Below are 20,598 nucleotides of genomic sequence, written 5' to 3'. Positions count from 1 at the left end.
CGCGTCTCAGTTTCCTTACCTTAAGGGGAATTGAGGCGCGTTTTACATAATAGGTCACCCTCGCTGATGACCAGTGATGGCGTTTCAATAGTTAAGTCAATTCAAATAACGCAAATCCGCTTTTACTCAACACAGCGTTTAGGGTTGTGGTACCCTCACCTACTAACTTATTTGAGTGATCTTACCGGCACTTCACTTGTTTTATTGATTCGCCTCTCGAATAAACGTTCGGATTAGTTGGCTGCGATAACGAAAAAAATCTTGATTTAAAGCGTTGGGGTGAACCCGATTGGATAAGAACACTAACGCTTGTTGTGCCGTTTTATCGACCACAATTAAGGTGCCGGTGAAACCAGTATGTAAAATATAAAGATGACCGGCATACTCCCTTAAAATCCAGCCAAATGAGCGATTCTTTGTCCTTCCCGGGGTTTGATCAATAAAAAATTGGTCCAACCATTCAGCCGGTAAAAAGTGAGGATACTGGATTTGCCCAAGCAGCCATTTTGAAAAATGAACCAAATCACTGAGGGGCGCAAACAGCCCAGCTGAGCCACAGTCAGCTCCCAAAATTCTTGCTTTCGGATCATGGACGGTCCCTCGTAAGGGTTGTCCGTCAATGACTTCCGTTGGTACTACCTCATTGGGATTTTGAGGACAAAACGTTGCTCGCCGAAGCCCAAGTGGCTTGATCACGTACTTTGAAATGAGCTGCTGAACCGGCTCACCAAGGATTTTGGAAGCAATCCATCCCAAAAAAAGATAGTTGTAATCCTGATAATGGACCACTTTACCCAACTCCTGGCCACTACTTAATCCCAAAATAGCCTGCTCAAGTTCGGCCTTTGGCAGCTGGTTGCGATTCGGAATGTAGCCAACAATGTCTGATGTATGGGTTAATAGATGTCGAATGGTGACTTGCGGTGACTGCCACTGTGGTAGGTATTGGCTAACCGAATCAGTCAATGATAGCTTCCCTAAAAATAATAACCGCAGAATTAAATTTGTTGTCCCAACAACTTTCGTCAATGAAGCCAAATCATATAGTTCGCCTTGCTGTAATGGCAGTATTTCGGGCACTAATTCTTGTTGGCCAAAATAACTAGAGGTCAACGTGTGTTGATTAATAATGCCGTATGAAACACCGGGAACAATCCGATCGTCTACAAAGTGGTGCATCAAAGCGATCGTATCAGAATACGTCATCGCCAGCCTTCTTTCTTTTGCAACTATTTACCAACGGGTCATTTGTTTTTTAATTATACTGCGAATAATGCCCCGGATAAAGCAAGACTCATAAATTCAGTCATACCGAAAACTTCAGCTAACCACCCCTGCCAACCATCGGATTTGGTACAATAGTGGTAAGTTAGCTTTAAATAATGGAGGCCAAAAACTATGGCAAGTAATTCTGACACAATCTATCACGTTCTTTCGTACATCAAAGCGCATCCTGATCGGGTTATCGTTGAACCTGGTAAGTACGACAACGCCATCGTGATGTATTTAGACGATACGGTTAAATTAGGAAACCCAGAAATCTATTTCCCACCACACAAACTAATGGTGAATCGCATGGCTGCCGAATTTATTTCAATGAACAATGAATTATTAGACTACTTTCACGATCAAACCCGGGTAAAAGACACCAGTTACCACGAATTATGGATTACCACGTCACATCTTATCAAACGGCATAAGTATTTAGTTGACTTGTCATTTGAATAATGAACTTCCACGGCCATGTTAGAACCGATATTTTAAATCATTACGATACTTCGGCGTTGGGGAGCAAGACTTGGTTTCTTGGGGCAGTGTCCACAAGAGGATAAAGAGCTCAGAACCGGGAATTGCCGCTTAAAAGGCTTGCATACCAATTCTTAAGCGCTTTGTTTCATTTATTTTTCTACAGGGGGGATTTGGATTGAATTTCAGAAATAAGCTCATCTCAATTCTTTTATTATCGACATTGTCTACAACCGTTTCAACGGTTCTAAGTCAACCCATTTCTTTGAAAGCCAAAACTCAACAGCAAGTGAAAGTTATTTGGCGCCATCAAGTTCGCCCAACCAAATTTAAGCTCAATCAAACGACAACCAAACGAGCATACGCTTATTCTGCGCAACTTGCCCACCGCAAGTTTCGGCTGGCTAACTATCGCCGACAGTCGTTCACCGTTTACTATCACCAAAAGTTGCGGGTCAATGGGCAAAACCGGATTTATTATTTTGCCAAGAGTGCTACCAAACAAAGCATCAAAGGGTGGATTTGGCGAGGTTATTTGACTAAAGCAACTGTTAAGTCTTCGTCAAAAACAATGACCAAAGCTAAATTAAACCAGCTCATTTCAGCTGCGCCAGACTTAGAGCCAGATCACCAAATTTTAAACCTCAATCAGGACGTTTATCATCAGGACGCCAAAATTTTTAATAAGCAATATAATGTCGGCAACTTTTCAGTTCCGGGAACTTTCTTTCAAAACCATGCCACGATTTACGTTGAAGACAAAGCATTGGAAAATGATGTTTCAGCAGCTATCTCCAAATGGAATCATGCACTTGGCAGTATGGTCTTTTCGCTTGGATCCAAGCCAAGCAGTAGCTTAATTGTCAAATTTGGCGATGGCTCAGCTACTGGTTGGGATGGTCTCTTCAATGGTTTTAGCATTCAAGTTAACCAGCAGAATTTTGAAAACGATCATTATGTGAGTGCCAATACCGTTAGCCCAGGGCTTCAAGCTCAAATTAAGGCTCTCGCCAATCAAGCAAGTCAATTTTTAGCTACAACAAATGCCAAGTTGACTGCCAGCAAGCAAGCATATGAAGCCCAGTCGCAACAGCTCAAAACAGAATTATCCAAGGCAACGACCCCTGATCAACAGATTCAAATTACGACCCAACTTACCAACTTGACCAACAGCTATGAAGCTAATCAGCAAGCCATCAAGGATGCATACAATGCGCAAATTGAAAAGATAAAGGATCAAATAAAGGCCGATTATAACCAGGAGCAGGCAACGGCTTCTACGACATTGGAAACTCATTATTGGATCACAGTTATAACACATGAGTTAGGCCATGCTTTAGGGCTTTACCACACGCCTTATCAAAATGACATCATGTATGCCCCAACGGATAACGAAACTGAAGCAACTGCCAGTCCGGTTAAATATTCTTGGACCGATCCCAAAGACCCAGATGCACCTAAAGCCTATGAAACAGCAACTCTTTCCTCGCGAGATATCAATCGGGCTAAGTTGACGAAATTATTGGGGTATTGGTAAAGACAACCAATATTAAAATAATAGAAAATAAAGAAGTTACCAAATAGTTTGGTAACTTCTTATTAACCGCATCATATCAATGTTTATCACCCGCACGGGGCTCGAACCCGTAACTCCGCCTTGAGAGGGCGACGTCTTAAACCAGTTTGACCAGCGGGCAATGCTTTCAAACCACTATAATAGTTTATCTAAATTAACTGGTTTTGTCAACTAATAAAAAAACAAATCCAATGTTGACAAGACGCCAAAAAATCTATAGAATACTTAGTTGTGATATTCATTGGGTATTCGCCAAATGGTAAGGCAACGGACTCTGAATCCGTAATTTACTGGTTCGACCCCAGTATACCCAATTGATACTAAAAAGCCTGTTACGATTGACGCCGAAAGCGTTGATATAATAGGCTTTTTATTTTTTTGAAAGTCGATTTAAATTGATTCACACGTAATTAATGGTAAGCATTTTGGTAAGCACGGATCATCACATATCCTTTTATTACAGAATCAATGCATCGGCCTCAGATTGGCGTGTATCTCTTTTAATAAAGATACTTTTTAATCTTTCATTCATTGGCAAACAGGCCTTCTTTGTGAAGAAAAGTTCACCACTTATTACAAAAAATCTTGTGAACATTTACCGTAATTTCTATTTCCAGGTAACTTTTATCGGCACACTTAAGATTCTCGATAATTTAAGGTAACTTATAAGTTAAAACTATTTTTATACCGCTCTTTGAAAGGTAATTTCTTTTCACTGGCTTTCTTGAATTCCAATGAATTATCATATGGAATTCTTCTAAAGTGTGGGTAAACGTCTCCACCTTCACCTATTTCAAGAAGCAAATATTCTGCCCGCCGTTCTTTGTAAAGATGTGTAGGTTTATCAAAGGGCAGTCCTACTGAACCAATGTTTAAGACTAGTCTTTCATCAGCTTGAGAATAATTATAGTCCTTAGCATTAGGCATCAAACAATTCAAATCGATATAACGCATAGTTGGATGATGTATATGTGCATAAATTGCAATATCTAAAGTTTGCCGGGGCCCTTGAAACAGTTCAACAAGTTCATGGCTTTCTGATCTTATAGAAAGCGTATCATTACTATTATTATCGGGTAAATTATGAGAAAGTCCAATTCTAACGCCATTGATAGTCTTCTCTTGGTGTAATGGCCAATTAGAAATATTTTCACTGATTTCCTTAGGATTCTGCAAATGATTGGTTACATACGATTCAATGATTCGAATTGAATCCGGTAATTCTTTATCGTCATTATGCACACTATTTATCAAAAAGTCTTCCCAATTCCCCCTTATTTTCACACTAGGCTCAATTTCCTTAAATGCTTCTAAAAGCTCTTGAGTATCCGGTCCAGGCCCGAAGAGATCACCCAAGAACCAATAATCATCAGCACCATTTTTCTTAGAATCGCTATAGAATGCTTTTAAGGCATTTAAGTTACCATGAATATCCGAAAAAATTGCTACTTTTGTCAAAAAATCTCTCCTCCAACCTTTTAGTCGCATTATCTCAATAACTTTATAACATTTTTCCTATTTGTTCCAAAAGACGAGACTTCAACACCCTAAAAAGGGAGATAAAGCCTCGTCTTTCAAATCCTAACTTATCTGCAAAATAAAAGTAGTTTTAGATAGTTTCCAATTTTCAAACAAACTTTTATTTTTTGACATTAAAGTCGTTTATTTAACTCCTTACCAATTTCCTCAAATCCAGGTTTGCCTAACAAACCAAACATGTTAGTCTTATAAGCCTCAACTCCCGGTTGGTTAAATGGGTTAATTCCGTTTAGATAACCAGAAATTGCAATTGCAATTTCAAAGAAGTAGATTAAATACCCCAGTGAATATTCACTCTCATCCGGGATATGAACGGTCATTACCGGAACGCCGCCATCCGTATGCGCTAATACAACCCCTTCGTAAGCTTTCGTGTTAACCCAATCTAAGGCTTTACCTTCCAAATACTTCAAGCCATCCAAATCTTTATCAGCACTTGGAATAGTCACATCGCTGGCTGGTGAGTCCAATTTAACTACGGTCTCAAACAAATTTCGTAAGCCTTCTTGGATATACTGGCCGAACGAATGCAAGTCAGTTGTAAAGTTTGCAGAAGATGGATAGATGCCCTTATTGTCCTTACCTTCTGATTCACCGGCTAACTGCTTCCACCATTCAGCAAACATCCGTAAATTTGGTTCATAATTTTCCAGGATCTCGGTAGTAAACCCCTTACGATACAAAATATTGCGCAAGGCCGCGTAACGATAAGCATCATTGTGGTCTAAAACCGGATCGGTATATTGATGTTGCGCGTCGGCAGCACCATTTAAGAGTTCCTTAATGTCGCCACCGGATACTGCAATTGGTAATAACCCAACTGGCGTCAACACAGAGTATCGACCACCCACACCATCGGGGATGATAAATGATTCCCAACCGTTAACATCGGCTTCATGTCGAAGCGCACCATGCGCCTTATCGGTCGTCACATAAATTCGTTGATTAGCTTCTTTTTCACCGTATTTGGCAACCAACTTTTCTCTAAAGATTCGAAATGCAATCGCTGGTTCAGTTGTTGTACCAGATTTAGAAATCATATTGATTGAAAAATCGTCATCACCAACTAAATTAAGCAAATCATTTACATACGATGAGCTAAGTGAATTGCCAACAAATTCAACTTGTGTCGTTGAATTTGTCCGCTCATAAAAATTGTGGTGCAAAAAGTTCACTGCCATCTGGGCACCAAGATACGAACCGCCGATTCCAATCGTAATCAGGTACTTTGAGTCGCCTTGAATTTTCTTAGCTGCCTGCAAAATTCGATTGACTTCTTCATGATCATACTGAGTGGGTAATTCAAGCCAGTCCCGAAAAGCACTGCCGGCCCCGGTTCCCTTTCTAAGTTCATCATTGGCGGCATTAACCATTGCCTGGATTTCTGGTAACTCATTTTTATTGACAAATTTGGAAAGTTTAGAACTATCGAAGTTAATATATGACATGATAAAACCTCACCTTTTTAAATTTTGTAACCAAATGTTAGTTGTTGCTGCCAGTGTCGTGCTGTTTCTTTTCAGCAGCCGTTTCATCAGGGAAGATAATCGTAAAAGTCGATCCCTTTCCCTTTTTAGAGGCAACAGAGATCTTGCCGCCGTGGGATTTCACCAATTGGTGGACAATTGCCAGGCCCAAACCTGACTCTCCATACTTACCACTACGCCTTGACGCATCGGCTTTGTAGTAACGCTCAAAAATATTTTTTTGTTGTTCCTCCGTCATGCCAATTCCCGTGTCAGCAATTTTAATAATTGTTTCATTATAACCACGTTCACCGGTAATTGTGACGGTTCCGTGATTAGTAAATTGAATAGCGTTAGTAATGATGTTGAAGACAACTTGGACAAACCGGTCATAGTCTGCGTAAATCGGTAAATCATCCGGCGAATTCAAAATTAATTGGTCACCAGATTCTTTCGCCTTGTTAGTCAATTGGTCCACAATATTAGAAAAGACTTTTGCCGCATTGAAATGCCGTTTATCTAATTGAATTGAATTGGAGCGAATCTTTTCAAAATCCAAGTTTTCATTAACTAAGCGAATTAATCGCTGGGTTTCATCACTCATCAGTTGAATACTTTTATCCCTTGATTCTTGCGGGATAACGTCATATTTAATTCCCTCTAGGATTCCAGAAATCGTCGTCAGCGGCGTTCGCATTTCGTGAGCAGCGTCAGCTAGGAATTCTTGACGGCGTTCTTCTTGACGTTGGATCTCCAAGTTTGCCTTTTCCAGCGACGCCGTCATGCGGTTAAAATCATTGATTAATTCACCAATTTCATCCTTACCACCAGGTTTTAACCTCACTTTATAGTTACCATTCGAAACTTGATTGGCACCGCTTCGAAGCATTGCAATTCGCCGATTAAGCCGCCTAGCAATGAAGAAACTGACAACCATTGAAATAATCAAGGACACCAGCAACCCCTTTAACAGGTACCGATTAATCCGGGCAACGTTTGAATTAACCCCGGCAATAAAAGCGCCTGCTGAAACGGCCGCTACTAACTTGTTCCGATAGTAATAAGGCTTAATGATCTCAATCATGGCCGGACGGGTCTTACCGTTTTTCAACTTCGCGTTTTTATTACTAACTTTGCGGACAATCTGATCTTTTTGTAAATGGTGCCAGTCACTCTTGGTGATTTGTGGCGAAACGCCATCAGCTGGGTAAACAACCTGATTTTTAGCCGAAAAGACCGTAAAGTGAACGGATTGATTCTCCAAAATTGACTGGGTCATTTTGATCCGACTCATATTAAAAGTTACCTGGCCGTTGGTTTTGGAATTAACTTTCAATGAATGCTGAATCAAACTATCAGAATACTTCTCTAAATTATTCCAAGTAGTGTCATATACAAACGTCTTTGACATGCGGCCAAATGAAAATCCCAAGAGGACAATGGTCGTTGCAATGACTAAAAAAATGCCATTAACTGCTGATAGATCATTTTCATTATTTGCTATCCACTTCACTATCATCAAATTTATAACCAACGCCCCAAACGGTTTGGATCACTTGTGGGCCAACCCGCTCAATTTTTTGCCGTAACTTCTTAACGTGGGCATCCACCGTTCGTTCATCACCATAATACTCATAGTCCCAAACCAATTCGAGCAATTGCTCCCGGGAAAAGACCTGTCGTGGCTTTTGAGCTAACGTTTTCAACAGTTCAAACTCTTTGGGGGTTAAGTCTGGAATTAACTTACCATCCAAGTAAGCCTCTCTAGTGTTAGTATTCAACTTGAAGTGAGTCGTTGCAACTTGGTAATCGTCTTGAGTCGCTTTTTGATCTTCTTCTGCTACTTGCTGTTCCGTGTGGGCTCGCCGCTGCAATGCTTTAATCCGGGCAACCAGTGTAATTGGCGAAAATGGCTTGGTAACATAATCATCGGCACCCATTTCAAAGCCCAGTACCTGATCACTATCTGAATCCCGCGCAGTCAGCATAATAATTGGCACCGTTTTTGACTTCGCTCGGATCTCTTTGGCGACTTCCATGCCGTCTTTTTTTGGCAGATTAAGATCCAACGTGATCATATCCCAACTATCCGGATCTTCGTTGAACATATCGACCGCCTCTATGCCATCATAGGCAAACGAGACATCCCAGCCCTCTTTTTGGAAGAACATCTGCATCATTTCTGATACCGATTTGTTATCTTCGATCATCAACAATTTCATTATTCGTTCCCCACCTTTAATAGCTGATTGCTTCTAAATTGCCGTGCTGCCAGTGCTTTCGTAAATGATTCTGGGAGATAGATTCCAGCCGGCCGGTCCAGGGATCATTATAATAGTACAATTTTCGATTAAACCCGGTTAACACAATCAAGCTGGATTTTAAGTTATCAACGCTTGCAACCTTTATCACAATGGGGCGCCTTCTTAAAAGCTGCTTGTTGAGCTGACGAAAATTAACCCGATTAAGATCACGAATTGAATGGGTTTGGGCAATGACTAACTCACTCAAATCAATTAATTGATCCGAATCTTTGCGCCAAGCTTCAATTGCAGCCTTCAAGTCCTGATCTGATATTCGGCTGCCAGCACTTTTCAATAACATTTTAACCGCTGCGCATTGATTATCAACATCTGCCTGGGTTTTCTGCTTAATTGGTTCAACGTCCAAACGACGAAACGTTTTTCGAATGTTCCGCTTGGGCAGCCAACCCACCAAATCATCGCGGGTAAAATGATACCAGATTTGTTTATTAAAAAAACTAATTTGATCAATCAAGAAGTCGCGAGTTTTGAGATTATCAGGCATTTTAACCCGATCATCTCCTGTGACATTTCGTTCATCATTAGTTGCTAAGTACCAGTGTTCACCAGGGATTCTTCTTAATCTGACAAAGAATCGATTTGTTTTTTCATTGGCAATAGTCGTTTTTTCCACTCATCTCACCCCGTATGTACTCTATTTTAACAATAAATTGACAAACTTGCTTGAAAACCGTGTAAATTGTTATCATAATATGGTAATGCTTCTGTAAGAAGACTATTTAAGACAGGATGGTTGTACTCATGTATAAAGGAATCGCTTTTTTTGATTTGGATCACACACTGTATAATGAACAAACCAGAGTTGACCCAGAGGTTGCCGAGGCAATGCATCAACTCAAGGCTAATCATGTTTTACCAGTTATTTCAACCGGAAGAAATCTTTTCGAGATTCCAGACACAATGAAAACGACTGGTATCGACACTGTCGTTTCAGCAAATGGTAGTTACGTCATCTTTGAGGGCAAGCCCGTTTACAAAGCCAGCCTGTCACAAGATGTCGTGACGTCATTTGTTCAATTTGCCAAAGCTCGCGGCGAAGCGACCACTGTCATGAATAGCCAAGGGGCGCGCATTAATTTTATCAATGAGATTGTTGAGCATAATTATCAATTTATTAATTCTAGGAAGCCCCCGTTTGGTGTTGACGATTTTATTGAGAATAATGAAATTATTATGATGTTGATTAATACTGAAGGACCTGATGAAATCTATACGGACCAGTTTAAAGATACGCTAACCTTTTTCAGGAACACCCCTTACAGCATGGACATCGTCGCTAAGGGGAGCTCCAAAAAGCGGGGCATTCAAGAACTGATCAAAAATGCCAAACTGGATGGCATCCCCACTTATGGTTTTGGCGATGGTAACAATGATATCCCAATGCTCGATTACGTTGACCATCCAGTTGTTATGGGAAACGGATTGGATCAAGTCAAAGAATACGCTGAATTTATTACTAGCAAAAATACAGAACATGGCATCGTCAACGGCTTAAAACATTACAATTTATTATAATCCATTACTTGCTAAGTTCATGGTTTCCTGTTATAGTTTCTACTGGTGCCAAACCACGGTGAGTCAGCAACGATCGGCGCATATGCGTTCCGAAGGTCGAAGCGGCTCGCCATTTTTTTACATAATTTTTAAGATCAAAGCGTTTAAAAGCCCACTTGTCAGGATAGATGATAAACTAAGGCAAACGGGGTTATTTAAGGAGATGTGTCGCCATGCAAGACCAAACGCCATCGAGACTTAGGCGCAGCCAAACAACTCAACGAGCCAAAAAATCACGTCATACCAAGCTTTACATTATCCTTGCTATTTTAGCGATTATTCTAGGCGGAGCGCTATATATTGGTCATCAGGTCCATGAATTAACCGATGCCCAACGCCAAACCAACACGATTCTGGATAAACCAATTAAGCAAACGGTTATCAAAGTGGTCGAGCCAAAGCTACCCCAAGAAGTCCGCCCACAAGTTGTCCAAATTATTGAACAAGAACCGCTGTATCGACTCCAACAAGCAGCCGATAATCCCACGACCTTTCAAGAAATTGCGACTAAATACCATGTTCCAGAAACTTACGTTGCTCCGGCAAAACAATATTGGTTTAGCACACAGAACCAGGCGCTTCGATCAGACATTTATCATGCCCAACTCCTCCAGTTGATGTCAGCGCTGCGACAAATGAATAGTTCGAACAGTAACGGTTCATAATGAACTTAAAATAGTAACGCAAAGCGGTATCACGATTATCAAGTACTTACTAAAGCCTGCCCAGTAGAATTGCTGGGCTTTTTACTGAGTTACCTGATAATATATGGTAAACGAGGGCTTTTTAATCGGTCATTTTTATCATTTAGTCTATACTATTATTACACAAAAAGCGCACAGGGAGCTGCTGGAATGGCTAAAATTACCATTACTGTTACTAACGAAGAAAAAGAATGGCTTAAATATATGACAGATTTTTACGGAATTTCGTTATCTAACTTGATTAAAAAATACTCAATGGAACAGTTAGAGGATGAGTATGACAAACAAGTCGCAGATATCGCATACAAGCGCTATAAAGAGAGTGGTGAGAAATCCTACCCAATTGAAGATATCTTAAAAGAATTTGGCGGTTTGAACGAGTAAGTTATCACCAGCACAGTCATAATAAAGCTGGTAATTTTTGGTATCGCTATAGAATTAAAAAGCTGGTAATGATGAGTTTTGAAACACTCATGATTACCAGCTTTTATCTATCAATGGAGTCGGCGGGTTTTGAATACCACTTTCCAAAGATGCTTGTTATACCAATGTTTATCAACGTTTTAGACGTCCTTAAAATGAAACTGAATGCCAAAATGAATGCCATTTGCTAGAAATTAAGATAGGCTTCTAGTTTTTGAACGGCTTCTTCATTCTGTTGGTTCGTGACATGCGTGTACACATCCATTGTGGTTTGAATATCCTCATGCCCTAATCGCTCCTGCACTTCCTTAATGCTAGCACCGGCAGCAAATAAAGCCGATGCATGGGTATGCCGAAAGCCATGAACCGTAATCTTCTTCAAGCCGTGATCTTTGATAATTTTCTTTAACCACTTGGCTGGTGTGTTGAGTGACTTAAACTTGTTCTTAGTGTTGGCAAAGATGAGCTGCCCCTTATTCATGGTGTTAAAGCCTAGCATCAAATAATACTTGCGTTGTTCAACCCGCCATGCTTTCAGGTAATGCATCGTTTGCGGGTCTAAAGTCAGCGTTCGCCGTCCCTTGCGAGTTTTCGGCGCTTGAACAATCTGCACGCCGCGCATTCCCTGCGTCAGTGTCTTATTAATGCGGATGGTACTATCAGAGAAATTAACATCATCCCACGTTAACGCCAAGCACTCACCTCGCCTAAGACCAGCAAAGGCCAACACCCGAAACAGCGTAAACTTCTCTAATTCTTTATGCGGATCAATATACGTAAAGAACTGCTGTAATTGATCCTTATCCCAAAAGTTGGCCGGCTTATCACCAAAATCCACTTGCTTTTTGGGAACATTAACTAAATTAGTCGGGTTCTTCTCAATGTATTCATGCTTGATGGCATAATCAAACACGTTTGAAGTATAATTGAACCACTTCTTGTAGTTATTGGGTGCCAACTTGAACCAATCGTTCACCGCCTTTTGACATTGCGCAATCGTAATTGTGCGGATGCGTTTATTGCCAAAATAAGGTAGAATGTGGTTAGTGAACATTTGAGAAGTACGGGCGTACGTGCTTTCTCGAACGGTATTAATATATGCTTGATACCATTCCTTATAAACTTGTTCAAACAGAATATTATCTTGCTGCGGGATGCCACCTTTTGAGATTTCAAGTTCAAGCCTTGAAGCCTCTAGGGTGGCTTCTTTTTGTGTCTTGAACCCACGGCGGGTAGTTTTCTTGGGCTTGCCGGTCTGCGGGTTAGTCCCACCATACATTTGAAACATGTAACGCTTTTCGCCTGATTTAGTCAGGTAACTTCTGATACTTGCCATAATGCTTTGTCCTTTCCGTCCGTGGCAGGGATGAAGATCGGACAACAGCTTTTAACGTCATTCAGTGATTGGACGAACATGAAGAAACGAAAAAAGCCAACCAGTACGTTATGCACTAGCTGACTTCTTAATAACTAACTTTCGGCTGTACCTAGGTTAGCGAACGATCGAATCGTTCTTTCCTTAGTGCATATACTACTATTTGCGTTGTAAGTGGTCAACCTAACCAGTTGATCCGTCTAATAGGCTTTAACAAACCGCTTTTTTAATTGAATAAACCAATGTAAAAAAAAGACCGACCCAGCAATTACTTAACTGAGTCGGTCTTTCTCACTACATAACCAAGGCAATAGGCAAGCTAATACTTTAGCGAACGGTCGAACCGTCCTTTCCTAACTCAGTATGCTACTATTTGCAGTTTATTCAGTCAATCGTATCGTAACAGCATTTATAACTATAACTTTAAAATTGAAACGGCTACCAGTAGTACACCCTAGAGAAATGCTTATCGGCGTAATGTGGGGTAATGATACGTTCTTTTAATTTGTAATGAGTGGCTCTTAATTTAACATAATTGACCTTGTGAGAATATCGGTACTCAACTCCACGCAATACATACGTATACCGGCCATAACGCTTATAACTTACACGGTTCATAGCAAAGCCATCACCGAGTCCAAAGGTTTCAAAGTCTCTTCCAGTTACACGTACGCCCTCATAATATTTAAAACGATACTTACCAGTTCCAGCATGTCGGGCTACTTTATACGTTCCCCTCAATGTCTTTGGTGTGCCATAATGCCATGTTGCGGCATGACTCTGTACAGTTGATACTGTTGTAGCAAATGTGATGCTGGATAATGCTAATAAAGCATATTTCGTAATTCTGTTCATTGTTGCATCCCCTCAAAAATATGTATTCGGATTATATTACTAATGATTGGATAGCATCCTGAAAGCCCCAACTTATAACCCCTTCACCCTTATCCATATGGATCATAATCTGAATTAGGATTTTCCAGTTCACGAACTCGTTCTTGCAGCTCATCTATTTGGCTTGACAAAACTAATACAACATAATTCAATGTTTTTTTTGCAGCTTCTGGATCTGAAAAATCCGTAGATTGAACTGCTGTGTCTAATCTTTCCCAACCAGACCAAGGCTCATTTTGTAAGCCACTCACATATAATGGACTAACATGAAACAACGATGCCAGAGCCTCAATAGATTCGTTTCGTGGTTGGGAGATATTCTTTTCCCATCTTGAAATTGTCGCATAAGAAACCGGCTTCACATCCAGTCTTTTAGTTGTTATGTACTCATTAAATTTAGTGGCAAGCTGTTTTTGGGTCAATTTGTCCCTTGTCCTAAGTTGTTTAATTCGATTTTTATATTTTAATGGCGGATATTCAGACATTTGTTATCACTTCCAATCACCTATCATTAAAAACCATGTTTACACAAAATGCAAATAAAACTTGCATTTACAAAAAATGTAAGCTAAAATTAATTCATATTTACAAATAATGTAATTTGGGAGTGATGATATGAATTATATAATCGATCAAGATCAGCAGAAAAAAATACTGATTAAATTGGCTCTAAAACGTAAATGGCGCTATCAGATAGCGGATGACATAGGATTGTCATTACCGACACTTAGGAAAATTTTAAATTCTAATACACCCGTCATCGTAAATGCTAAGGTTTACAAAAATGTAAATAATTGGATTGAAAGGGGGTGATTACATGGCTGTTCAGGTAACATTATCGCCTGAGTATGATGAAGCACTCAGGAAACAAGTATTCGCAACAATCAAAGATGCAGTAACAGACGCCCGACAAAAGACCGGCATTGATAGCCCGTGGTTAAATAGCAAACGAGCGGCCGCCAAATGGTTAGGCATCTCATAAGGAACGCTATCAGCTCTTGTTAAACAAGGTTTGCCTATGCATTTTATCGGAGGTCGTTACTTCTTCGAGAAAGCAGAACTCACTAAGTATATTTTAAACAACTAATTTTATAGTCCGTGGCAGGATGCAAAAAAGCCTTGCTGACAGCATCAACAAGGCAGATTGAAAGGAGCAAAATATATGAATTTACTGGAATTTGATAGCAAGCTAGTGTTTCTTAACTCTCAGAGTGTGGATGCGGAACCCTATACCACACCGGATATAATCGCAAATTTTGCTGATACTGATTTACATTCGGTTAATCGGCTGATTCGAAAGTATCAAGATGACTTAAAAGAATTTGGAATTTTGGGATTTGAGATCCGTAAATTAAAAGCTGTTGGCCGTCCAAAGAAGGTTTGGCATTTGAATGAGGGTCAATCTATGCTGCTACTTCAATACCTCGCCAATGCTGAACCAGTAAGAAAGTTTAAAAAGGCCTTAACACATGCGTTCATAAAGGAACGCAAAGAACTGATCGAACGCCAAGCCGTTTATGAATTTGGTAAAGACTTTTCTAAAGACCTTGGGGATGCCATCAAGAATAATCCCTATTCAGATGTTCACTCATATCCCAATTACAACCGTCTAATCTACAAACAGGCGTTAGGGATCTCAAGCAACCGCATCAAACAACTGCGGCGCATCCCTGACCATCAACCAATTACCAAGTACCTCAATACCGCCGAAAGCAAAGCCGTTCAAAAGGTTAAGAATCAAGTCATTGCCTTGCTTGATATGAAACTCAATTATCAACAGATTAAAGACACTTTAGGCAATCAAGGCATTATCTATCAAATTACTTTACCAACGCCGACAGCGGTCAAATAATGGCGAATCAGTGGGCATTAAGTTAAATCTATGGGCACATTGTTCCAGTCTTAAAAAGAAGGTGATTATATGTTGATGGCAGAACTTGGGGCATGGCTGATTTTTATGGTTAAGTTCCTAACGGCGTTTGGCTTGGGCGTATTGGCCAAAAGTATTTATGACAACCCGCATCAGTGGTTCGATTAATTAAAAGATAATGCCACAAACTGCGATACTAGCCAACAAAGGAAGTCGCAATTTGCGACACCCCTCACCCATCATAGCGGCGTCCGAAAAAATGATGTTGGCAGTGTCAATAGCACTGTTATAACGGTGATTACAAGCAATTTAGAATTGGAGTAATTCAATATGACAAAAGGGCATAAAAATAGACCATTCAACTTTGGACGGAAGATGGTCTACTGCATTCAGATATGCACTCAATGCCCTTTTATTTTACCAAAATAAGAGGAGTAATGAAAATGTTGAGTAAAACACAATATGATACTTTGATGAACCTGTCACGGGAATTGTTGCAATCCTATGATGATCTGAAAACGCTCAAAAAGAAACTTTCCACAAAAGAACCGGCATTTATTCGGAAAACCATTGACGCACAAATTGCTAGATTGACTCGCTGTATTCATGATATTGACATCATTGCGGATAATGGCGATTTATCGCAAAAGCTGAAACAGTTGGATACTAAACCCGAATAACTTCATGTTAAAACTGGTGATAACTTGTATTCAGCTGAAAGGAGTTCGACAACTTATGTTAAGCGATAAAGAATCCAGAACGCTATCAAATGCTTATGCGAATGTGATTGACGCAAACGGTAACTTGAAGATTCTCAGACATTGGCTAGGAAAAAATGAATCAGACCGTATCAAGGATACCCTAACCAAAGAAATTAACACCCTCGAAGATGCCTTGAAGTTGATGGATGAACTGTTTAAGGGAGATGCTGACAAATGAGCAAAACTGAATTAACTGACCAAAAGCAACAGAAATATATTCTCTATCGAAAAGAAGCTAACGGCGGTTATTTTCGAAAGTTTAATGGCTATCACTCCGACAGCGAGATCATGACCGACTTAGTCATTTTCTACGTATCGGAAATGTTCGCTATTGGTATTAATGCCGATGCTATCCGTGGGGCGGTTGACATGGTTATCAAAATGTATGAGCAACACCACCAAAAGCAAGCCAACAACATACCAACCGCCACTAATGAGGGATGCCATCATGATGAGTAATTTTGAAAAAGTAATGCTCAATGACAAGCTAAATATTTATTCTAAGGGCATTTATAGCTTGATGCAGGCTTTTAGCGAGAATGATAAATTAGTGCTTTCAGTGGCTGATATTTGCCGTTATTTGGGCATCAGCAAGCGCACGTTCTACAAATACCGGCAACCGTTAGAAAAGCAAGGCTTCTTACGAGTGAAGTATGAAAACAGTGCTACTCATCACGGCAATATCTACTACCTGTAACTAGATCGGTGGTGGTTGTTTTGGATAAACAGATTACAGGTTATGGCTATGTCGTGGCGTCAATGATGCGGTCAGCGTTACCCCGCAAGGCTAAACTACTTTATTGTTTTTTGACTGTGTTCGCCGATAGCACCACATGGGAAGCTCATCCAAAAGTTAATTTTATTTGCTACTCGTTAGGCATGACCGCCCAAACGTTTCGTAAGTACCGTGATGCCTTGCATGACTTCGTGATTGTTTCCAAGTCGAAAGATGGCCGGAATTCATATTTCCTCAAAGTAAATGAAGCTAACGTGAGTAATAAAGAGATTCAGACTAAAGGTTATGGCTATCTCCCCAAAGCAATCATGCTTGACCCGGAGTTAGACGGTAATTCCAAACTCATTTATGCGTTTCTGGCAGCTTATGCCGGTCAAAGTGGGATTACTTACCCTAGCGTTGGCCTTGTTGCAAGTTCATTGGGAATGAACCACAACACCTATTACAAATATCAAAGACCATTGGTTAAACGAGGACTTATTAAAATTACCCGCCGCTTTGATGGTCGAAAGAACCAGAATAATATCTACACCCTCATCCCTAATACAAAGTTGTTTGCTGACAATGAGCAACCCTATCAAGGGATGAATGAAGGACGGCGCTATTTAGACTATGATGAAATGACTCAAAGCCCCCTCGTCTATTTTGAAACCCTCTACGGTCATGACCCCACCCAACAGCAAAAAGACCAAATGAATGAATTTGGCCATTATCATAATCAAGTTTGGGTAAATTATGCGCTGTATGAAGCCAAAAGAAGAAACCGCCCCTATGCTTATGCCTACAAGTTAATGAAGCAGTGGCATAATCTGAGCCTAGTCGATATTAATGACGTCATGGACTTTCAAGATGAATGGTACGCCGACAAAGGTAAAGAAAACATTGAAAATGATCGTCCGCTTAATACTGACTATTGGGATGAACTTCCTTTCTGATTTTGGCCTGTATTTGATTAAACATGGTTTCGTACTTTTCTGTTCGAAACTTAGTCTAAATCGGGTTAATAGAAGATTTTGTTTGAGCTACCTTCTGAGCTACTTTATCCAATCCATCTGAGCTACTTCCTTGGGGTACCGTTTGAGGTACCAAATTAGATCTATAAGTGATGTTCGCATTGTTAACCGCTTTGCTGTTCAATATGGGTAACAATGCGAATGGCAATGCGAACAACAACCCCGTTAACAATTATTCTTTGTCTGTACAACTGTCTACTAATAGTACAGGCAATGGTAAAGACAGTCCTACAGACAAATTTATGTGCAATGGTGCAGACAACGGTTCAGGCAACAGTTCGGGCAACACTGCCCACATATAGTGTGGGCAGTAGTGTGGTCACGACTGCGGTCACGAGTGTGGTCACTGGTGCAGACAACACCACTCGCTTTAGCAATGGTTTTTCCGTTTTTTCGGATAAACCTACTAGTATTCCCGAATTATCGGGAAAACTCATGATCTAGTTTGTTAGTTGGTCGGTTAATCATCTTAGTTTTGTCTTTAAAGATCGTTTCTAATGGTCTTGAATTTATTAAAGAGGAAACGAGAAATTTCCCCCGAAATTGCTCTTTAGATGATGACGCTGGTAATTCTAAAACTGGTAATTCAAAAGCTGGTAATTATCGTTGTACAATCCATACCTGTACCGTTTATAGCTGTACCGTTTATAGCTGTACCATTCTTCACGGCTCATGAGATGCACCATTACCCTTATAATCGAGATATTTTAGGTTGGTTATGGCCTTGCCATGCCTGTGAGATGGCCTAGCCATAGCATTGCCATGTTGAAATAATGGCATTGCCATACGTTTGCCGTGAAAATGCAGCGATAAGGGTTTTAGTAGCAAAAACGCAACTTATTCGGGATTTCCGTTGTCCAAAACGGGGTTATGGGTGTCGGAAACTCAGTTATTGACGCAAAAACCTAACTTAAACGGGATTTATGTATACATTAACTCTGGTTGAGATACTTTCATGCATGTAGCATGAAATTCTACGCAAGATAGTGTGCAACGGAGTATACAACGAAGTAATCAAGTGTCACGAGGTTCTATGCAGAATAGTGACACTAAAGTTACTTAGTTGCAGCCCCTAATTAGTCTGCTTAAAAAACAGCATACCTACTCAAATCAGCACAATTTTGCGCACATCTGTTAAGGCCTATCCAAAAATGGACACACCCCAAAGAAACATTTAGCGGCCAAACTTTCAGCTATGAGATTCATTCTAGTTAAATTAATATTGTTTATGTAAAAGACGGTTATGATAAATTTATCTTATAATCAATTTAAATGTCGAGGTGATTACATGACAGCTCAAATAATTCATGATTCAAAGCAACAGCAAATTTATAACTTGTTACCTCGTGGCATGAGCCACTCAATTACAGCCAAAGAGTTGAGTTCACTCACCGGCATTGAACAACGGGAGGTGTATGCCATCCTTAATGAACTATTAATGCAATATGATGTGCCCATCGGTGCCATGCGTGAGGGTAATCGAGGTTATTTCATCATTACCAACGAGGATGAACGTAAACAAGCCCTTGCCCCACTGCAAAGCCACACGGCAAATATGGAACTACACATTCAAAAACTGAAACAAATTAAAATCTAAAGAAAGGATGCATCCCTATCGTAGACTTTTATTCCGAATAATATTACAATGTAATACGTAAGGGAGGGATGCACCAATGGCAATGATTACAATTAGAGTTAGTGACCATGAAAAGGAATGGCTCAAGTACATGGCTGATTTTTATGGCCTTTCCTTATCAGACTTAGTAAAAAAATATTCCATGGAGCAATTAGAAGATGAGTACGATAAACAGATGGCTGATATTGCCCATAAGCGGTTTGAAGAAAGCGGCGAAAAGACTTATTCAATGGATGAAATTTTAAAAGAATTTGGCGGTCTGGATAAATGAGCTATAAACTAGAATTTTCTAAGGAAGCTCACAAGGCACTTAAAAAAATGGATAAGCACCAATCCGCATTAATTACCCGTTGGCTGTATATGAACATTGATGGGATTGATGATCCTCATAGTCGTGGTAAAGCCTTAACTTCAAACTTATCCGGTTACTGGCGTTATCGGATCGGGGATTTTCGCGTCATTTGTGAAATTCATGAAGATCGGCTAGTTGTCTTAGTCGTCTCAATCGGTCATAGACGAGATATTTATAAGGGTTAAAACAAAATAAAAAGCCATTTCCCCCAAAGGAAACAGCTTGATATGGATAAACAGATTTGTCTATATTATAGCATTTTTTAAACTTTGGCGGAGGTGGCTTTTTGTCGTGGAATTAGCAGAAAAAGAACTCATTCAGCAAGGAAAGCAGATCATCAAGGAATACAAGCATAATCGTCTATTAGCGCAACAAGGCTCATTAACCCTCAATCATCAGGGCACCCAACTTGTGCAGCACGCCCAACGCTATATTGACAGCATTGACCGTATTATTGACTTAATCACCCCTGAACGATCGCAGCAGGTCATTATTTTACATGGCATTCAAGGGCAGAGTGCGGCTGATTTATCAACTGTATTAGCGTGTGGCATCAGTCAAATCTACGTTGCCTATCGAAAAGGCCTTATTCAGTTAGCTCAAATGTACGCATTGACTGTTTAAACCGC

General features: G+C 40.2%; 25 protein-coding genes, 2 tRNA genes and 1 pseudogene. 18 read left to right on the top strand and 10 right to left on the bottom strand.

What is annotated here, in order from left to right; all coding sequences use genetic code 11:
• Positions 1-201 precede the first annotated feature (201 nt).
• Positions 202-1,206, bottom strand: a complete 1,005-nt coding sequence (locus tag YK48G_RS08695) for a serine hydrolase domain-containing protein (RefSeq protein ID WP_203630338.1) — start codon at positions 1,204-1,206, stop codon at positions 202-204.
• Positions 1,207-1,398: 192 nt separating this feature from the next.
• Here YK48G_RS08695 and YK48G_RS08690 point away from each other — a divergent pair, with 192 nt between their 5' ends.
• Together YK48G_RS08690 and YK48G_RS08685 are read left to right on the top strand one after the other, a co-directional pair.
• Positions 1,399-1,728, top strand: a complete 330-nt coding sequence (locus tag YK48G_RS08690) for a hypothetical protein (RefSeq protein ID WP_203630337.1) — start codon at positions 1,399-1,401, stop codon at positions 1,726-1,728.
• Positions 1,729-1,924: 196 nt separating this feature from the next.
• A complete protein-coding gene (locus YK48G_RS08685; protein WP_203630336.1) occupies positions 1,925-3,283 on the top strand; it encodes a matrixin family metalloprotease in 1,359 nt (452 codons plus the stop codon).
• Positions 3,284-3,369: 86 nt separating this feature from the next.
• On the opposite strand, the gene YK48G_RS08680 is transcribed toward YK48G_RS08685, so the two are convergent.
• Positions 3,370-3,443 (bottom strand) — tRNA-Glu (locus YK48G_RS08680).
• 121 nt (positions 3,444-3,564) lie between these two features.
• Between YK48G_RS08680 and YK48G_RS08675 the strand changes: the two genes are divergently transcribed.
• A tRNA-Gln gene (locus tag YK48G_RS08675) sits at positions 3,565-3,636 on the top strand.
• Positions 3,637-3,985: 349 nt separating this feature from the next.
• Here the strand turns inward: YK48G_RS08675 and YK48G_RS08670 are convergent.
• From YK48G_RS08670 to YK48G_RS08650, 5 genes and pseudogenes are all read right to left on the bottom strand, one after another.
• Positions 3,986-4,780, bottom strand: a complete 795-nt coding sequence (locus YK48G_RS08670) for a metallophosphoesterase family protein (protein WP_203630335.1) — start codon at positions 4,778-4,780, stop codon at positions 3,986-3,988.
• 194 nt (positions 4,781-4,974) lie between these two features.
• Positions 4,975-6,309, bottom strand: a complete 1,335-nt coding sequence (locus tag YK48G_RS08665; RefSeq protein ID WP_203630334.1) for a glucose-6-phosphate isomerase — start codon at positions 6,307-6,309, stop codon at positions 4,975-4,977.
• Between the two features lie 37 nt (positions 6,310-6,346).
• Positions 6,347-7,821, bottom strand: a pseudogene (locus tag YK48G_RS08660) (ATP-binding protein).
• Positions 7,821-8,549, bottom strand: coding sequence for a response regulator transcription factor (locus YK48G_RS08655; protein WP_203630333.1), 729 nt, complete (start codon positions 8,547-8,549; stop codon positions 7,821-7,823). Before YK48G_RS08655 ends, YK48G_RS08660 begins: the two are co-directional and overlap by 1 nt.
• A gap of 16 nt (positions 8,550-8,565) precedes the next feature.
• On the bottom strand, positions 8,566-9,264 hold the full coding sequence (locus tag YK48G_RS08650; RefSeq protein WP_203630332.1) for a C39 family peptidase: 699 nt from the start codon (positions 9,262-9,264) through the stop codon (positions 8,566-8,568).
• A gap of 128 nt (positions 9,265-9,392) precedes the next feature.
• Here YK48G_RS08650 and YK48G_RS08645 point away from each other — a divergent pair, with 128 nt between their 5' ends.
• The 3 genes from YK48G_RS08645 (at position 9,393) to relB (YK48G_RS08635) (ending at position 11,293) form a co-directional block, all read left to right on the top strand.
• Positions 9,393-10,166, top strand: coding sequence for a Cof-type HAD-IIB family hydrolase (locus tag YK48G_RS08645; protein WP_203630331.1), 774 nt, complete (start codon positions 9,393-9,395; stop codon positions 10,164-10,166).
• Between the two features lie 212 nt (positions 10,167-10,378).
• Positions 10,379-10,870, top strand: a complete 492-nt coding sequence (locus YK48G_RS08640; protein WP_203630330.1) for a hypothetical protein — start codon at positions 10,379-10,381, stop codon at positions 10,868-10,870.
• A 189-nt stretch (positions 10,871-11,059) separates the two neighbouring features.
• Positions 11,060-11,293, top strand: a complete 234-nt coding sequence (gene relB / locus YK48G_RS08635; protein ID WP_203630329.1) for a type II toxin-antitoxin system RelB family antitoxin — start codon at positions 11,060-11,062, stop codon at positions 11,291-11,293.
• 226 nt (positions 11,294-11,519) lie between these two features.
• Here relB (YK48G_RS08635) and YK48G_RS08630 read toward each other — a convergent pair whose 3' ends face one another.
• The 3 genes from YK48G_RS08630 to YK48G_RS08620 form a co-directional block, all read right to left on the bottom strand.
• A complete protein-coding gene (locus tag YK48G_RS08630) occupies positions 11,520-12,668 on the bottom strand; it encodes a site-specific integrase (protein WP_203630328.1) in 1,149 nt (382 codons plus the stop codon).
• 477 nt (positions 12,669-13,145) lie between these two features.
• Entirely contained in the window at positions 13,146-13,562 is a 417-nt protein-coding gene (locus YK48G_RS08625; RefSeq protein WP_203630327.1) for a hypothetical protein, read from the bottom strand.
• Positions 13,563-13,651: 89 nt separating this feature from the next.
• Positions 13,652-14,086, bottom strand: a complete 435-nt coding sequence (locus tag YK48G_RS08620) for a helix-turn-helix domain-containing protein (protein ID WP_203630326.1) — start codon at positions 14,084-14,086, stop codon at positions 13,652-13,654.
• Between the two features lie 332 nt (positions 14,087-14,418).
• On the opposite strand from YK48G_RS08620, the gene YK48G_RS08615 reads away from it, so the two are divergent.
• From YK48G_RS08615 to YK48G_RS08560, 12 genes are all read left to right on the top strand, one after another.
• Positions 14,419-14,583: a hypothetical protein gene (locus YK48G_RS08615; protein ID WP_203630325.1), complete on the top strand. Its 165-nt coding sequence runs from the start codon at positions 14,419-14,421 to the stop codon at positions 14,581-14,583.
• A gap of 180 nt (positions 14,584-14,763) precedes the next feature.
• On the top strand, positions 14,764-15,453 hold the full coding sequence (locus tag YK48G_RS08610; protein WP_203630324.1) for a Rha family transcriptional regulator: 690 nt from the start codon (positions 14,764-14,766) through the stop codon (positions 15,451-15,453).
• 461 nt (positions 15,454-15,914) lie between these two features.
• Positions 15,915-16,151, top strand: a complete 237-nt coding sequence (locus YK48G_RS08605; protein ID WP_203630323.1) for a hypothetical protein — start codon at positions 15,915-15,917, stop codon at positions 16,149-16,151.
• Between the two features lie 55 nt (positions 16,152-16,206).
• On the top strand, positions 16,207-16,410 hold the full coding sequence (locus YK48G_RS08600; protein WP_203630322.1) for a hypothetical protein: 204 nt from the start codon (positions 16,207-16,209) through the stop codon (positions 16,408-16,410).
• The gene (locus YK48G_RS08595) at positions 16,407-16,691 is read left to right on the top strand and encodes a hypothetical protein (RefSeq protein ID WP_203630321.1); all 285 of its coding nucleotides are present in this window, start codon (positions 16,407-16,409) and stop codon (positions 16,689-16,691) included. The genes YK48G_RS08600 and YK48G_RS08595 overlap by 4 nt, the downstream gene beginning before the upstream one ends.
• A complete protein-coding gene (locus tag YK48G_RS08590; protein ID WP_203630320.1) occupies positions 16,681-16,929 on the top strand; it encodes a helix-turn-helix transcriptional regulator in 249 nt (82 codons plus the stop codon). Before YK48G_RS08595 ends, YK48G_RS08590 begins: the two co-directional genes overlap by 11 nt.
• Before the next feature lie 20 nt (positions 16,930-16,949).
• A complete protein-coding gene (locus tag YK48G_RS08585; RefSeq protein ID WP_203630319.1) occupies positions 16,950-17,903 on the top strand; it encodes a helix-turn-helix domain-containing protein in 954 nt (317 codons plus the stop codon).
• Between the two features lie 219 nt (positions 17,904-18,122).
• On the top strand, positions 18,123-18,425 hold the full coding sequence (locus YK48G_RS08580) for a hypothetical protein (RefSeq protein WP_203630318.1): 303 nt from the start codon (positions 18,123-18,125) through the stop codon (positions 18,423-18,425).
• Between the two features lie 844 nt (positions 18,426-19,269).
• Entirely contained in the window at positions 19,270-19,578 is a 309-nt protein-coding gene (locus tag YK48G_RS08575) for a hypothetical protein (protein WP_203630317.1), read from the top strand.
• A gap of 76 nt (positions 19,579-19,654) precedes the next feature.
• Complete coding sequence (gene relB, locus YK48G_RS08570; protein WP_203630316.1) at positions 19,655-19,888, top strand: type II toxin-antitoxin system RelB family antitoxin; 234 nt, start codon at positions 19,655-19,657, stop codon at positions 19,886-19,888.
• Positions 19,885-20,154: a type II toxin-antitoxin system RelE family toxin gene (locus YK48G_RS08565; protein ID WP_203630315.1), complete on the top strand. Its 270-nt coding sequence runs from the start codon at positions 19,885-19,887 to the stop codon at positions 20,152-20,154. The genes relB (YK48G_RS08570) and YK48G_RS08565 overlap by 4 nt, the downstream gene beginning before the upstream one ends.
• A gap of 106 nt (positions 20,155-20,260) precedes the next feature.
• Complete coding sequence (locus YK48G_RS08560) at positions 20,261-20,593, top strand: hypothetical protein (RefSeq protein WP_203630314.1); 333 nt, start codon at positions 20,261-20,263, stop codon at positions 20,591-20,593.
• The last annotated feature ends 5 nt before the right edge of the window (positions 20,594-20,598 follow it).

It is taken from the genome of Lentilactobacillus fungorum, assembly GCF_016860605.1.
Lineage (GTDB): Bacteria > Bacillota > Bacilli > Lactobacillales > Lactobacillaceae > Lentilactobacillus > Lentilactobacillus fungorum.
Note: the sequence above shows the minus strand (reverse complement) of the source record. Positions and strands in the feature narration are given on the sequence as shown.

Bases quoted from the DNA above. Each gene is read 5' to 3' on its own strand.
- YK48G_RS08620 (WP_203630326.1), bottom strand. From the start codon at position 14,086: ATGTCTGAATATCCGCCATTAAAATATAAAAATCGAATTAAACAACTT.
- YK48G_RS08665 (WP_203630334.1), bottom strand. From the start codon at position 6,309: ATGTCATATATTAACTTCGATAGTTCTAAACTTTCCAAATTTGTCAAT.
- YK48G_RS08690 (WP_203630337.1), top strand. From the start codon at position 1,399: ATGGCAAGTAATTCTGACACAATCTATCACGTTCTTTCGTACATCAAA.
- YK48G_RS08595 (WP_203630321.1), top strand. From the start codon at position 16,407: ATGAGCAAAACTGAATTAACTGACCAAAAGCAACAGAAATATATTCTC.
- YK48G_RS08565 (WP_203630315.1), top strand. From the start codon at position 19,885: ATGAGCTATAAACTAGAATTTTCTAAGGAAGCTCACAAGGCACTTAAA.
- YK48G_RS08695 (WP_203630338.1), bottom strand. From the start codon at position 1,206: ATGACGTATTCTGATACGATCGCTTTGATGCACCACTTTGTAGACGAT.
- YK48G_RS08590 (WP_203630320.1), top strand. From the start codon at position 16,681: ATGATGAGTAATTTTGAAAAAGTAATGCTCAATGACAAGCTAAATATT.
- relB (WP_203630329.1), top strand. From the start codon at position 11,060: ATGGCTAAAATTACCATTACTGTTACTAACGAAGAAAAAGAATGGCTT.
- YK48G_RS08605 (WP_203630323.1), top strand. From the start codon at position 15,915: ATGTTGAGTAAAACACAATATGATACTTTGATGAACCTGTCACGGGAA.
- YK48G_RS08615 (WP_203630325.1), top strand. From the start codon at position 14,419: ATGGCTGTTCAGGTAACATTATCGCCTGAGTATGATGAAGCACTCAGG.
- YK48G_RS08625 (WP_203630327.1), bottom strand. From the start codon at position 13,562: ATGAACAGAATTACGAAATATGCTTTATTAGCATTATCCAGCATCACA.
- YK48G_RS08575 (WP_203630317.1), top strand. From the start codon at position 19,270: ATGACAGCTCAAATAATTCATGATTCAAAGCAACAGCAAATTTATAAC.
- YK48G_RS08600 (WP_203630322.1), top strand. From the start codon at position 16,207: ATGTTAAGCGATAAAGAATCCAGAACGCTATCAAATGCTTATGCGAAT.
- relB (WP_203630316.1), top strand. From the start codon at position 19,655: ATGGCAATGATTACAATTAGAGTTAGTGACCATGAAAAGGAATGGCTC.
- YK48G_RS08580 (WP_203630318.1), top strand. From the start codon at position 18,123: ATGGCAATGCGAACAACAACCCCGTTAACAATTATTCTTTGTCTGTAC.
- YK48G_RS08610 (WP_203630324.1), top strand. From the start codon at position 14,764: ATGAATTTACTGGAATTTGATAGCAAGCTAGTGTTTCTTAACTCTCAG.
- YK48G_RS08640 (WP_203630330.1), top strand. From the start codon at position 10,379: ATGCAAGACCAAACGCCATCGAGACTTAGGCGCAGCCAAACAACTCAA.
- YK48G_RS08655 (WP_203630333.1), bottom strand. From the start codon at position 8,549: ATGAAATTGTTGATGATCGAAGATAACAAATCGGTATCAGAAATGATG.
- YK48G_RS08630 (WP_203630328.1), bottom strand. From the start codon at position 12,668: ATGGCAAGTATCAGAAGTTACCTGACTAAATCAGGCGAAAAGCGTTAC.
- YK48G_RS08645 (WP_203630331.1), top strand. From the start codon at position 9,393: ATGTATAAAGGAATCGCTTTTTTTGATTTGGATCACACACTGTATAAT.